Origin of the sequence: Paraburkholderia sp. BR10936 (assembly GCF_040965735.1) — a bacterium.
Lineage (GTDB): Bacteria > Pseudomonadota > Gammaproteobacteria > Burkholderiales > Burkholderiaceae > Paraburkholderia > Paraburkholderia nodosa_A.
On record NZ_JBFRCM010000020.1, the window covers coordinates 92,290 to 105,128 of the forward strand.

Annotated in this window: 14 protein-coding genes; 5 read left to right on the forward strand and 9 right to left on the reverse strand. The window is 62.1% G+C overall.

The features are described 5' to 3' along the window. The first annotated feature begins 1 nt into the window (after position 1). The 4 genes from AB4Y36_RS32725 to AB4Y36_RS32740 all read left to right on the forward strand — a co-directional run bounded on the left by AB4Y36_RS32725 (position 2) and on the right by AB4Y36_RS32740 (position 3,510). The gene (locus AB4Y36_RS32725) at positions 2-1,255 is read left to right on the forward strand and encodes a CaiB/BaiF CoA transferase family protein (RefSeq protein ID WP_368685203.1); all 1,254 of its coding nucleotides are present in this window, start codon (positions 2-4) and stop codon (positions 1,253-1,255) included. 39 nt (positions 1,256-1,294) lie between these two features. Continuing rightward, complete coding sequence (locus AB4Y36_RS32730; RefSeq protein ID WP_069266513.1) at positions 1,295-2,059, forward strand: glucose 1-dehydrogenase; 765 nt, start codon at positions 1,295-1,297, stop codon at positions 2,057-2,059. Positions 2,060-2,102: 43 nt separating this feature from the next. Continuing rightward, complete coding sequence (locus AB4Y36_RS32735) at positions 2,103-2,879, forward strand: enoyl-CoA hydratase-related protein (protein ID WP_266228802.1); 777 nt, start codon at positions 2,103-2,105, stop codon at positions 2,877-2,879. Between the two features lie 121 nt (positions 2,880-3,000). Continuing rightward, the gene (locus tag AB4Y36_RS32740; protein ID WP_368685204.1) at positions 3,001-3,510 is read left to right on the forward strand and encodes a tyrosine-protein phosphatase; all 510 of its coding nucleotides are present in this window, start codon (positions 3,001-3,003) and stop codon (positions 3,508-3,510) included. Here AB4Y36_RS32740 and AB4Y36_RS32745 read toward each other — a convergent pair. Both AB4Y36_RS32745 and AB4Y36_RS32750 read right to left on the reverse strand, forming a co-directional pair. Next, positions 3,412-4,563, reverse strand: a complete 1,152-nt coding sequence (locus tag AB4Y36_RS32745; protein ID WP_342947355.1) for a Gfo/Idh/MocA family oxidoreductase — start codon at positions 4,561-4,563, stop codon at positions 3,412-3,414. The two genes, AB4Y36_RS32740 and AB4Y36_RS32745, sit on opposite strands and share 99 nt — an antisense overlap. A 41-nt stretch (positions 4,564-4,604) precedes the next feature. Next, entirely contained in the window at positions 4,605-5,162 is a 558-nt protein-coding gene (locus AB4Y36_RS32750) for a nuclear transport factor 2 family protein (RefSeq protein ID WP_256094870.1), read from the reverse strand. 26 nt (positions 5,163-5,188) lie between these two features. Between AB4Y36_RS32750 and AB4Y36_RS32755 the strand changes: the two genes are divergently transcribed. Beyond that, positions 5,189-6,076, forward strand: coding sequence for an SDR family NAD(P)-dependent oxidoreductase (locus AB4Y36_RS32755; RefSeq protein ID WP_368685205.1), 888 nt, complete (start codon positions 5,189-5,191; stop codon positions 6,074-6,076). A 21-nt stretch (positions 6,077-6,097) separates the two neighbouring features. Here AB4Y36_RS32755 and AB4Y36_RS32760 read toward each other — a convergent pair whose 3' ends face one another. From AB4Y36_RS32760 to AB4Y36_RS32790, 7 genes are all read right to left on the reverse strand, one after another. Next, positions 6,098-6,778 (reverse strand): TetR/AcrR family transcriptional regulator, encoded by a 681-nt coding sequence (locus AB4Y36_RS32760; RefSeq protein WP_368685206.1) that lies wholly within the window; start codon positions 6,776-6,778, stop codon positions 6,098-6,100. Between the two features lie 128 nt (positions 6,779-6,906). Beyond that, entirely contained in the window at positions 6,907-7,899 is a 993-nt protein-coding gene (locus AB4Y36_RS32765; RefSeq protein ID WP_368610280.1) for an NAD(P)H-dependent flavin oxidoreductase, read from the reverse strand. 21 nt (positions 7,900-7,920) lie between these two features. Then, on the reverse strand, positions 7,921-8,700 hold the full coding sequence (locus AB4Y36_RS32770; RefSeq protein ID WP_368685207.1) for an SDR family NAD(P)-dependent oxidoreductase: 780 nt from the start codon (positions 8,698-8,700) through the stop codon (positions 7,921-7,923). A gap of 52 nt (positions 8,701-8,752) precedes the next feature. Continuing rightward, a complete protein-coding gene (locus AB4Y36_RS32775) occupies positions 8,753-9,547 on the reverse strand; it encodes an enoyl-CoA hydratase/isomerase family protein (protein WP_368685208.1) in 795 nt (264 codons plus the stop codon). A gap of 79 nt (positions 9,548-9,626) precedes the next feature. Then, positions 9,627-10,364: an enoyl-CoA hydratase gene (locus AB4Y36_RS32780; RefSeq protein WP_368685209.1), complete on the reverse strand. Its 738-nt coding sequence runs from the start codon at positions 10,362-10,364 to the stop codon at positions 9,627-9,629. A gap of 19 nt (positions 10,365-10,383) precedes the next feature. Next, entirely contained in the window at positions 10,384-11,544 is a 1,161-nt protein-coding gene (locus AB4Y36_RS32785) for an acyl-CoA dehydrogenase family protein (RefSeq protein ID WP_368685210.1), read from the reverse strand. A gap of 79 nt (positions 11,545-11,623) precedes the next feature. Beyond that, positions 11,624-12,835: an acyl-CoA dehydrogenase family protein gene (locus AB4Y36_RS32790; RefSeq protein WP_368685211.1), complete on the reverse strand. Its 1,212-nt coding sequence runs from the start codon at positions 12,833-12,835 to the stop codon at positions 11,624-11,626. Positions 12,836-12,839: the final 4 nt, after the last annotated feature.

Below are 12,839 nucleotides of genomic sequence, written 5' to 3' on the forward strand. Positions count from 1 at the left end.
CATGGAAAATCCACAACAACCCCTCGAACGGGCCACGGGCCCGTTAGCCGGTGTGCGCGTGATCGACCTGACCATCAACGTGCTCGGTCCGGTCGCCACGCAGCTGCTCGGCGACATGGGTGCGGACGTCATCAAGATCGAACCGCCCGAAGGCGACCAGAACCGAAAGAACGGTCCCGGCCGCAATCCCGACATGGCCGTGTTCTATACGATCATGAACCGCAACAAGCGGAGCGTGATCCTGAACCTCAAACAGGTCGAGTGCCGCGAAGCGCTGCTCAAGCTTGTCGAAACGGCCGACGTCATCGTGCACAGCATGCGTCCGAGCGCCGCCGAACGGCTCGGCATCGGCTACGAAGCCGTACGGGCGCGCAACCCGCGCATCGTCTACGCGTCGGGCGCCGGCTACCGCATCGACGGCCCCTACAAGGACCGCCCCGCCTTCGACGACGTGATCCAGGGCGAAACCGGCATTGCCGCGATGAACCGTGACGCTGACGGCTCGCCGCGCTACTTCCCCACCGTGATCGTCGACAAGTTCTGCGGTTACGTGCTGGCCTCCTCAATTGGCATGGCGCTCTATCACCGCGAGCGTACCGGCCTCGGTCAGCTCGTCCATGTGCCGATGTTCGAAACGATGCTGCAGTTCAATCTTTTCGAGCATCTCTGGGAAGGCGCGCTGGGCTCCAATGACGGCACGGGCCTCGGCTATCCGCGCATGTTCTCGCCGTATCGCCGCCCGTATGCGACGAAGGACGGCCATATCTGCCTGCTTGCGGTGAACAACGAGCAATGGCGCCGCGTGCTGTGCGCGATCGATGCGGCGCATCTGCTGGATGACCCGCGCTTTTGCCACATGACCGAGCGCATGCGCAACATCAACGAGTTGTACCGCATCGTTGGCGACGCCATCCGCAATAAGACCACGGCTGAATGGAACGCCATTTTTGCCTTGGCGGACGTTCCGCACGGTCCCGTGCGCGACCTGAAAGACCTGATGCACGACGCGTACGTCAAGGAAACCGGCTTCTTCCAGCGCTTCGATCACCCGACCGAAGGCGACATGGTCATGACCTCGATCCCGGTGCATTTCTCCGAGTCGCCCGGCAACGTTCGCTATCTGCCGCCGAATCTCGGCGAGCACAGCATCGAAGTCCTGATCGAAGCGGGCTATAGCGCAAGCGAAGCCAGCGCGCTCGTCGCCCGTGCCACGGGAAAAGGCCAAGCCGTTACGGAAGCGTTGAGCAAAGACTAACTGGCGCGAACGCGCCTCGCACATCACGGAGGGGAACCAATGAAGGGGCTCAAGGAGAAGGTCGTCATCGTAACCGGCGCCGCGGGCGGGATCGGAACCGCCATCAGCAAGCGATTCGGCGAGGAAGGCTCGACCGTCGCGCTGTTCGATCTGAACGAAGAAGGCGCAGCACGTGTCGCGGCAGAAATCGAGGCGGCGGGTGGCAAGGCGCGTGCGTACCGTGTCGACATCACGGATCACGAAGGCGTGCATGCCGCGGTGGCCAAAGTCGAGGAAGACCTCGGTCCGATTGAGGTCCTCGTCAACAACGCGGGCTGGGACATGGGTTCGTTCTTCCTGCAAACGGAGAAGCCGTTCTGGGACAAGGTCGTCGCGATCAACCTGTACGGCCCGCTGAATATGCACCACGCCGTGTTGCGCCGCATGGCTGAGCGCGGCCGTGGCCGCGTCGTGAACATCTCGTCCGATGCGGGACGCGTGGGCTCCTCGATGGAAGCCGTCTATTCGTTCTGCAAAGGCGGTCTCATCGCGTTCACGAAAACCATGGCGCGCGAAATGGCGCGCCAGCATATTCCCGTCAACGTCGTGTGCCCCGGCCCCACCGCGACCCCGCTGCTCGACAACCTCGCGCAAGGTGAGAAAGGCGAGCGCATCAAGGCGGCGCTCGTGAAGGCCGTGCCTTTCGGCCGCATGGGCGAACCGGGCGATATCCCCGGCACGGTTGCCTTCCTCGCGAGCGACGACGCCGCTTTCATCAGCGGCCAGGTCATCAGCGTGTCCGGCGGCCTGACGATGGCCGGCTAACCGGCGTCTCGAACCTGCTCAATAAACAACATCGGAATACGACATGGAATTCAGGGACATTATCTACAAGGAAGCGGATGGCGTCGCGACGATCACCATCAATCGCCCCAACGTCTATAACGCGTTCAACGCCAACACCTGTGAAGAACTGATCAAGGCCTTCGGTCTCGCGGGGTGGAACAAGGACATCGGCGTCGTGGTGCTCACCGGCGCCGGCGAAAAGGCGTTCTGCACCGGCGGCGACCAGTCCGGCGACGGCTACAACGGCCGCGGCACCGTGGGCCTGCCGATCGAGGAACTGCAAAGCATTATCCGCGACATTCCGAAGCCGGTGATCGCACGCGTGAACGGCTACGCGATCGGCGGCGGCAACGTGCTCGTGACGATCTGCGACCTCGCGATCGCTTCCGAAACCGCGATCTTCGGCCAGGTCGGCCCGAAGGTCGGTTCGGTCGATCCGGGTTTCGGCACCGCGTACCTCGCGCGCATCATCGGCGAGAAGCGCGCACGGGAAATCTGGTACATGTGCCGCAAATACAGTGCAAAACAGGCGCTCGACTGGGGCCTCATCAACGCAGTCGTGCCCCCCGAGCAACTCGATGCCGAAACGAAAAAGTGGTGCGACGAGATTCTGCAGATGAGCCCCACGGCCATCGCGCTGGCGAAGCGATCGTTCAATATCGATACCGAGAATATTCGCGGCATCGGTGCGTTCGCAATGCAAGCGCTCGCAATGTATTACGAAACCGACGAGTCCAAGGAAGGCGGCAATGCGTTCCGCGAAAAGCGCAAGCCGGAGTTCCGCAAGTACGTGAAGTAAGACGAAGCAAAAAATGCGGCGACGCGCCTGCCTGCCGTCGCCAGCCTACCTCATTTCAATTTTCGCGCGTGTACGTCGATAGTGAGGCACCCGTAAACGCTCATTGCCTCGGCCAAGACTCATGGTAAATGGAGGTCGGTGTCTGCCCGTCATTTTCCACTGCACGGCGGGCGAAGACCGGACTGGATTTCGGATAGCCATCATGCTCCATGCGCTGGGCGTCTCGCGCGATACGATCTATCGTGATTATCTGAGGAGCACACGCAATGGACTCTTGCACGAATCCGCTGCGCAAGCGATGGCTATCCATTTCGGTGCAGCACTCGATGCGTCGGTGATCGATGTTGTAGCCGGCGTCGATGCGCTCTATCTCGATGAGGTTTCTCGGCGATGGCCGCCAGCCACGGCTCGGTCGAGCGTAACCTCGAAGCGCTGCCCGACTCGACCCGTCTCAACTACATCGGTTGCGCGACGCCCTGCTGGAGTGAAGGAGAAGGTGGCTGGAACAGCGACCGCGCTGTCCCCGCGAACCTCAACGACCGCCGATCTCGATCCACCGCCCGCTACGGCCGGATTCGATCACCGCCTCCACCACCCGGTGCGCGTGCGTGGCTTCCTCGAAGCTGGGTGACGGTGCCCGTTTTTGCTCGATGGCCTGGAGCATGTCGTGAAACATCCATCCCATCGACACCATATACGAAGGCGCGTTCTCCTTCGAGAACCCAGTTCCAGGCACCTCGAAATAGCGTGCGGGCGTTTCGAGCCACTCGCCTGCCGCAGTACCGAATTCGAATGGCTCCGGCTTTCCCGCGTAAAGACGCGACGAAACCCCATCGCCAAACGTGGGATCGACATAGAGCAGGCGTCCTTTCGTTCCCCAAAGTTCTGCGCGAATGCCCGGACCGTCGGCCACGGCCCAACTCGTCTGGACCGTGCCTAGCGCGCCGTTTTCCATGCGCAGCACGCTACAGCCGAGATCGGCGGTGTCCGGCGTGAATACGCTGCCGTCCGGCAGGCGCCATTGCTTGAGGCCCGTTGTGTCCGAACCGGCGGCCGCCTTCACCCGCCCGAGCAGCGGCATGAGCAGCAGCACCATGTGGCTGCCGAAATTGCGCCATGCGCTGCCACCGCTTTGCGCGTCGGCAAGCCACTTGTAGGGCGAGACGCCGCCGCCGGGATAGGACGCGTGGGGATAGATGAAACCATCGTGGTTGCGCAGCGGCTGAAGCAGCTGAAAATTGAATCCGAGCGGTTCGCCGAGGAACCCTTCTGCGATCAGCGCCTGCATGTGCTTCGCTGCGGGCACCCAACGAAACTGTGCATCGACGACCCCAACCAATCCTTTCTTCGCCGCGAGTTCGCTCTGCGCAACGGCATGCTCCGTATCGACCGCAAAGGGCAGCGCGTCATACACGTGCTTACCGGCGTTGAGCGCCGCCATCACCATGTCATAGCGATACGCGGGCCGGCTGCCCACATCGATGATGTCGAGCGTCGGATCGGCGACGAGATCGGCGACGTTCCAATACGCGCGCGGCACGCCGAATGCCTGCGCCGCCGCTTCGGCGGTCTCGCGGTGCGCGGTGCAGACCGCCGCCACCTCCACATCCCGCAGCAGCCGCCAGGCGCTGCCGTGCACTTTCAGGCTCCAGTTGGCGCCGATGATGCCGATTCTGCGTGTCACGATCGCTTCTCCATGTCTTGCATCCGATGGGTTTATTGCACTCACGTCTGCACTCCGACATCGACGCGCAGTCGCTGCAGTTTCATGCTCTTGATAAGCCACTGGCCGTCGATCTTCTCGTAGGTCTCGACATAGTGGCCGTAGCCATGCAGTGTGCGATTCGGATACGCCGACTTCGCCCCCCAGCGCAACATGTCTTCCATTGCCCAGGTGCCGTTGGCCGTGGTGCTCGATGTGATATCGATCTCGGGGCAATGGCCGTGATGAACACTTACGCATCCGGCAAGCGGGACACTGACCGCGCGCACGATGTTCTCCCTGCCCGCAAGAATGCATCCCGGGACATCGTCGCTGATGTCGAGTTGGCCATCAGGCGCGAACACTGCGCCGAATGCTTCCCAGTGCTTCGTATCGACACAGCGCAGATAACGCGCTTTGAGCTGCTTGATTTCCTCGATTGCAAGGAGTCGTTCGATGTCGGTCACGCAGGTTCCTCCATGGATCGACGTCTTCGGCACATTGCTTTGATACCCTTGAGAAACAATAGCACCGTCGGTACCATTATTCAATACGCGGATTCTGCCGTGTTCTTCGCTCACTCACATCCCACTGAAAGGAGAAGCCGATGGAATTTCTGGATCGCAGGGGCGCGCTTGAAGGGCGCAGAGCCGTGTTGATTGGTGGTGCGGCAGGAATTGGCAAAGCGGTCGCGCTTGCGCTCGGCGAGGCCGGCGTTGACATCGCGTTTTGCGACATCGATGACGAAAGCATTGCAAGCACATCGGCGGCGCTAAGGGAGATGGGACGCCGCGTGTTCGACATGCATGCGGACGCCACACGAAGTGACCAACTCGCGCAGTTCTATAGCGAGACCGCGCGCTTCTTCGACGGTATCGATGTGCTTGTCAACGTGGTTGGCGGCACGTGCATGCAGCCATTCATGGAACGCGCGAAGCGCGATTGCGCCGACGACGTTCAGCGCAATTTCGGCTACGTAGTCGAATCGATGCGTCACGCGGTGCCGCTATTACAGCGCAGCGGGCACGGCGGATCGATCGTGAATTTCACGACCATCGAAGCACATCGCGGTGCCGGCGGTTTTGCCGTCTACGCAGGCGCGAAAGCGGCAACGACGAACTTCTCGAAAGCGATGGCATGGGAACTCGGCCCGCACGGAATACGCGTGAACCTGATCGCGCCCGATACGACGCCCAGCGCGGGCAACGCCGCAGCCATTCCCGAACCATGGCGCTCGCTCAACGCCGACGCCCCGGCCGAATGGTGGGCGAAGGCCTTTCAGATGTACATCCCGCTGCAAACGCCTCCTGCCGCGGACGACCTCGCCAATGCCGTGCTGTTCCTCGCATCCGACCTCGCGAGGTCGATCACAGGTCAGGTACTGCACGTGGACGGCGGTGCCGCAGCCGCCCTCGGCATGTTGCGCTGGCCTTACGACGAAGGCGCGACGCTCCCCATTCCCATGGGCGGCACGTTGCGCAAACTGTTTGGTTAGCGCCGCAGCGCAAGCTCTCACTTATTTCCGTGCAGACGCACGCGGCAGTATGCCGTCCAGAAACAGCGTGAGCGCAAACTCCAGCGCGCCTCGCCGCTCGTTCTCGCGAGGCGGCTCGCCGAGGAAGCTGGCGAGACCGCCGCTCGTCAGCGCGCCGAAACACGCAGCGGCCGCACGCGGCTCGGCAACAGCGATCTTTCCGTTGCGTGCCAGCGTAGCGAGATAGTCGGCGATGGGAGCCAGCGCCCTATGCTGCTGTTCTACGACGTGCCCCAGCATGTCGCCCAGTTCTTCCCTCGCCTCACTTACCGCCCGCCACATCGCGCGTATGCTCGGATCGGCGTGATAAGACTGAATGATTTCGCCGTAATCGCGCAGAACCGAGCGCGGCGAGCGGCGAGCATCGGTGGAGACCTGGGCAAGCGGATCGAGTAGCAGCGGAACGCCGCGCTCCATCGCCGCGCTCAGCAGACCGGCCTTGCTTCCATAGCGCCGGTAGATCGTGGACTTGCTCGCGCCAAACGAGGCTGCAATGCCGTCCATGGTCGCGGCTCGATAGCCCACGGCCATGAACTGCTCCAGTGTGTGATCGAGCAGTTCGTCCTGGCGCTTCGCCGCGTCGGCCTTGAATGGGCGCCCCCGCTTCGCACCTGGCAAAGCCTCGTCCTCAAGCGTGGCCTGCGGCCTTTTCACTGCGTTCATGGCGTGCCGATAGAGATTGCGTATGCATTACAGGTATTGAAGCCAGTACGCCTGAGATTGTAGCCCAGGGGCCACGTGTGCCGGACCTGCCAGACCCCTGCACGCTCTATCGTCGCCATGACAACTTTCTACGTCATCAGTTTGCCCAGCCGGTCCGACGCAGCTACGGCGTCGTCGATCATCTCGTCGAAGATGGCTTCGACGTTCCTCACCGCATCGGCAAAGACCGCCGCGTGGCCGTAGTCGATCATGCCCTTGCGGGTGTCGCCAGTCACGTAGGCATCGTGTGCGAGCGCGCCCATCACGTGAGGACGGAATTGCTCGAATTCGGTCACCTGCGCGCGATCCAGTTCCAGGACCGCCTCAGCGCTCTCGTTGCGCAGCACGCGGTGGTGATCGCGGATCGCAGACTTGACCACGACGCTCTCGCTGCCGTCGCCCGCTACCACCTTCGCCTTGACCTCGGGATGAATCCACAGCTCCTCGGCAACCATCATGCGCGTGCCCATGATGACGGCGTCGGCCCCCATCGCCAGCACGCCTGCAAGCTGGCGCCCCGTACCGATGCCGCCGCCAATCACGACAGGCAAGCCAACTTCCCGCGGCGCCTGCGCGGCCTGCACGATACTGCCGATCTGATAGATGCCGGGGTGGCCGCCGCATTCGTTGCCGACGACGATCACACCGTCGACGCCCATCCGCACGGCCGTATGTGCATAGCGCACAGCGGGAACCTTGTGCAAAACCTTGATGCCCGCCTCCTTGAGGATGGGCACGACCGCTTCCGGACTCGCACCCGCCGTTTCTACGCAAGCGACTTTCTCTTCGATCAGAATGCGGATCTGTTGCTTGACGCGCTCCACGCCACCCGCTTGCCGTGATATGTAGAGATTGACGCCGAAATTCTTCGCACCGCTGAGTTCACGGCAGGTCCGCAACTCGTTGCGAAATTCGTCGGCATCGGGAAAGCCGGCGCCGACGATGAACCCCATGCCGCCTGCGTTGACGACGGCGGCGACGTATCGAGCGTCGGACACGCGTGGCCCGAGACCGCCGCAAAGAATGGGGTGGCGAATGCCGAGCAGATCGGTGATTCGCGTCTTGAACATCTGTGGGCGCACGATGCGGTTTCCTCGCGCAAATCAGCGAAACGAAATCGTGTGGCCACCGTCCACCGCGATCGTCTGGCCATTGATATAGCCACCAGAGGGCGACGCCAGAAGCACGGCGAGCCCGGCAATCTCCTCGACTTCGCCGAAGCGTTGCGACGGATTGCGGCCACGGTACCATTCGACCATCGCCTCGTCTTCCCATTGCGAACGCGCCATCTCGGTCTTGAATGTGCCCGGCGCAATGCAGTTGGCAGTGACCCCCTTCGCTGCGAATTCCATCGCGAGGTTTCGCACCAGTTGCATATCGGCGGCCTTGGTGAGCCCGTAGGTTCCCGTCACGGCGTCGCCGAACAGACCGACCACCGATGCCACCGAAATGAAGCGGCCATAGCCGCGCTCGATCATGCCCGGCATGGTCATCTGCGCGAGCCAGATATTGCTGTGCACGTTGACTTGCATGAACTTGTTGAACGTTTCGTCCTGCAGATCGAGGGCAGATCCAATCCAGGGATGAATTGCCGCATTGGCCATCACGATATCGACTCTGCCCCACTTGCCGTTCGCAGCGTCCACGAGATTTTGCAGTTCGGCCTTGCGCCCGATGTTGCAGGCAAACGGCATGGCCACGCGGCTGCCGATCTTTTCGTTGATGGCTTGCGCGGCGGTTTCGCACGCGTCGGCGTTACGGCCGGAAATGACGACCTTTGCACCATGCTCTGCCATGCCGAGCGCGCTGGCGTACCCAATGCCGCGGCTCGATCCGGTGACAATGGCGACCTTATCGGTCAGGTCGAAAAGCGAAGAGCGCATGCATACTCCACATAAGAATGGTGTGTCGATGAACGAGCTTCACCGTGCCGAATTAGTCTTGTTTGCGTTTCTGCTGGGCGATGAACGCCGAGGCAATCTCGTGATGCTCATTGCTGAGCGTTGCCGCAAGCTGCCGCGCAAGCGTCGTGTCGAGCATCTGCGCGGCACTGCGATGGAGGTGGAGATTCATCAGCTTCTTGGTTTCGCGCAGCGCGTGGCGCGGTTGCTTGAGCAGCTTTTCGGCAAGCGCCAACGCTTCGTCCATCAGCTTGCCCGGCTCCACGACGCGGTTGGCGAGTCCGTATTCAACCGCCTGCTGCGCAGTGATGCGATCGCCCGTAAAGATCAGTTCCTTCGCCCGCAGCAGGCTCGTGTAGAGCGGCCACGCTACGGAAATACCATCGCCCACGACTAGACCGATGTTGATATGCGGTTCGGCCAGAAACGATTCCTCGGTCATCAGAACGATGTCGCACAACGTGGCCATCGTCGCGCCCCACCCCACCGCAGGGCCGTTGACCGCTGCGATAATCGGAATCGGTACGTCGATGAAACCGTGTATGGTCTGGCGTGCGTTCTCTTGAACCCGCCGGGCGAACTCGGGGTCGTCGAGCGTCTTGACGAAATGGTTCATGTCTCCGCCTGCGCTGAATGCCCGCCCCGCACCCGTGAGAATGGCCACGCGCGCCTCGGGATCGTCAGCGAGCGCCGCGAATAGCTTTGGATAGCTAAACAACATCTCCGTAGTCGACGCGTTCAGATCGTCGGGCCGGTTGAGCGTGATGATGCGCAGGCCGCCATCTGCCGTGACTTGAATATCGTCTGGAAGGCCGTATAGATTTGTCATGTTTGGCGCCGTGGGGCCAGAGTTGCTGGATGAGCCGGCGCTACCGCGCCCGGGTTACGCGCCTTGTTCGGCGAATCGATTATTTCTGCACTTGCCACGCCATGCTGCCGCGTTGCTTTCGTTCCGCTAGCGCGGCCTTCTCGATGCGCAAGGCATCCTGGAGTGTTGCCAGCGCGCCCTGATCGATCACCTGCTTGACGGTTGCGACGAGGTCGGGACGACGGCTCGCAATCGTCTTCGCAACCGCCTTTGCCCGCTCCATCAACTGATCGTGACCCACCACCTCGTTCACAAGACCAATGCGCAACGCGGTTGCCGCGTCGATCGGCTCGCTCGTCAGGCTGATCTGCTTGGCCCACCTCGGGCCCACGATATAGGGCAGCCGCGCTGTCATGCCGCCGCCTGCCAGTGCGCCGATTTTCGTATGCGTGTCGGCAAAGCGCGCTCGCTCGGACGCAAGGATGAAATCGCATCCCATTGCAAGCTCGAACCCGCCGGTAACGGCGGCGCCGTTCACCGCCGCGATCACCGGCTTGGTGAACTGCGGCCACATGTCGATCATTTCTGCGACTCGCGCGCGCGGCGCATCGGGCGCGGAGAAGTCATTGAGGTCGAGCCCCGAGCAAAAGGCCGGATCGGCGCCCGTCACAATCAGCACGCGCAGGCTTTCGTCGGCTTCGAAGCGGCGCAGTGCTTCGACCAGCGCTTCGGTCAACGCAAGGTTCAGCGCATTGCGCGCCTCGGGCCGGTTCAGTGTAAGCGTGAGAACGGCGTCCTCGCGCGTCGTGCCGAGCAGATCGGTTCCTTTTGCGTCCATGGGAGTGCCTCGATAAGGTTCAAGCCGTCGCCGCCAATGCCTCGTGCTGAATCTGGCACGCATAGCGATTCAGGTGATAGTCCATGTTGCCGAACAACGCGTCGAGCACGAGATGGCGGCGATAGTGATGACCTACCTTGTATTCGTTCGTGATGCCATAACCGCCGTGCAACTGAATGCCTTGCTGCGTGACGAACTTCGCACTGCGCGTGGTCTGCGCCTTGCAGCCTGAGATCTCCACGCTTCGCTTCGTGCTGTCCTCGCTGAGCGCAAGCAATGCACGGTGCAGTGTTGCGCGCGCCTGCATGGCATCGATCGCCATGTCGGCCATACGGTGTTGCAGCGCCTGGAAGCTGCCAATAGGAACGCCGAACTGCTTGCGTGTTTTCAGGTAGTCCGAAGCGAGTTCAATGGCGTCTTCCATATCGCCCACCAGTTCCGCGCAAATCGCAACGATGGCTTCGTCAACTGCGGCCTGTAGTCCTTCGTAAGCGCGCCCTGGCTCGCCGACGACATCGGCATCTGCCACGATCACGCCATCGAGCAGCAGATCGGCCGACGGCGTGCCGTCGAGCAGCGCGCACGTCTTGAGCGTCACGCCCGCCTGCTTCGGATCGACGAGAAAAATACCGATGCCGTCCTTGTCACCGGCCGCACCCGCGGTGCGAGCGACGACAAGCAGCCGGTCGGCAACGGGTGCACCTACCACGAGCGTTTTGTAGCCGTCCAGGCGCCAGGCGCCGTCTGCCGTCTTCTGCGCCGTGGCCGTGACGTAGTGCACCTGGCCTCGCGCCTCGCGCTCGCTGTGCGCGACCGCATAAACGGCTTCGCCGGAGACGATTTCCCCGAGCATGGTTTCGCGCTGTCCTTCGCGCCCGCAGCGCGTGACGAGCGAGGCCGGAAACACGCCACACATCACGTAGGGTTCGAGCACGAGTGCGCGCCCGATCTGCTCGGCCACGATGGCGCTCTCCACCGGCGAGAAACCGAGCCCGCCCATTTCCTCCGGCACCGCGATGCCAAGCCAGCCCATTTCTGCGAGCACGCGCCATGTCTCACGCGAGAAACCGCCGCGTTGCGATGCCAGATTGCTGCGATGTTCGAACGTATAGCTCTTTTGCACGAAGCGCTGCGCGCTTTCCTGCAGCATCCGCTGTTCGGCGCTCAACTCGAAGTCCATGCTGCACCCTCTATCTACCGGCAATTGATGCGATCACCCGTAACGGGGATCGACGGCTGTTCCTGGATCGACGCAGGCGTCACAGATCGAACATCGCCTTCGCGATGATGTTGCGCTGGATTTCGGCCGTGCCGCCGTAGATCGTGCACGCGCGCCGGTAGAAAACCTCGGCGGCGAGGCCCGGCGCGTATTCGGGCCCGATAAACGACGCGTCGCGCAGTGCACGTTCCTCGTTCGGATCGGGGTAGAACACGGCGCCGTAGTCGCCAATCACCTCCAGCAACATCTCCGTGAGCTTCTGGTGAAGTTCCGAGCCTCGCACCTTGAGCATGGACCCGATTGCCATGCCGCCGCTACGCTCGTCGATCCCTTGATGCAGAATCTTCTGCACCGCCATATCGATCGCCCGAACCTCCAGTTCATGCTGCGCGAGACGCGAGGCAAACGTGGGGTCCTGGATCAATGGCCTGCCCGCCACGCGCTCGCGCGACGCGTAGTGCCGGATCTTGCGCAGATAACGCTTGAGCGCCGGTGCTTCGGCGCCGAGGAACGCACGTTCGTTAAAGAGCAGAAACTTCGTATATCCCCAGCCTTTGTTCACTTCGCCGATCAGGTTTTCGGCGGGCACGCGCACGTTGTCGTAAAACACTTCGGCCAGGTGATGACAACCGTCGAGCGACCCGATGGGCCGCACTGTGACACCCGGCGTCGCCATGTCGAGCAGGAGGAATGAAATGCCCTTCTGCGGCTTCGCTTCGCTGTCCGTTCGTACCAGCACGAAGTTCCATTGGCCATAGGCGCCAAAGCTCGTCCAGATCTTTTGTCCGTTGACGATGTAGTGGTCTCCATCGCGAACCGCCGTCGTGCGCAGCGACGCGAGATCGGAGCCCGAACCCGGCTCCGAAAAGCCCTGCACCCAGAACACTTCGCCGCGCTGAATCGGTGGAAGAAAGCGGCGCTTCTGCTCTTCGTTTCCGAACTCGCAAATCACGGGTCCGACGAGCGATACACCCGCCTGATTCTGCGTTGGAGCGCCCGCCAGATAGCACTCTTCCTCGAAGATGTAGCGCTGCATCGCGGTCCAGCCCGTGCCGCCATCGGCGATGGGCCAATGCGGCACCGACCATCCGCGTGTTTCATGCAGAATGCGGGTCCAGCGCTGCGAATCGTCGTCGCCTGCTAGGAAGCCCTGCTGGCCGCGAAACGCCATATCCGCCGGCAGGTGCGCTTTGAGAAAAGCCCGCACTTCTTCGCGGAACGCAATGTCGGCGGGGTCTACGCGAAAGTCCATATTC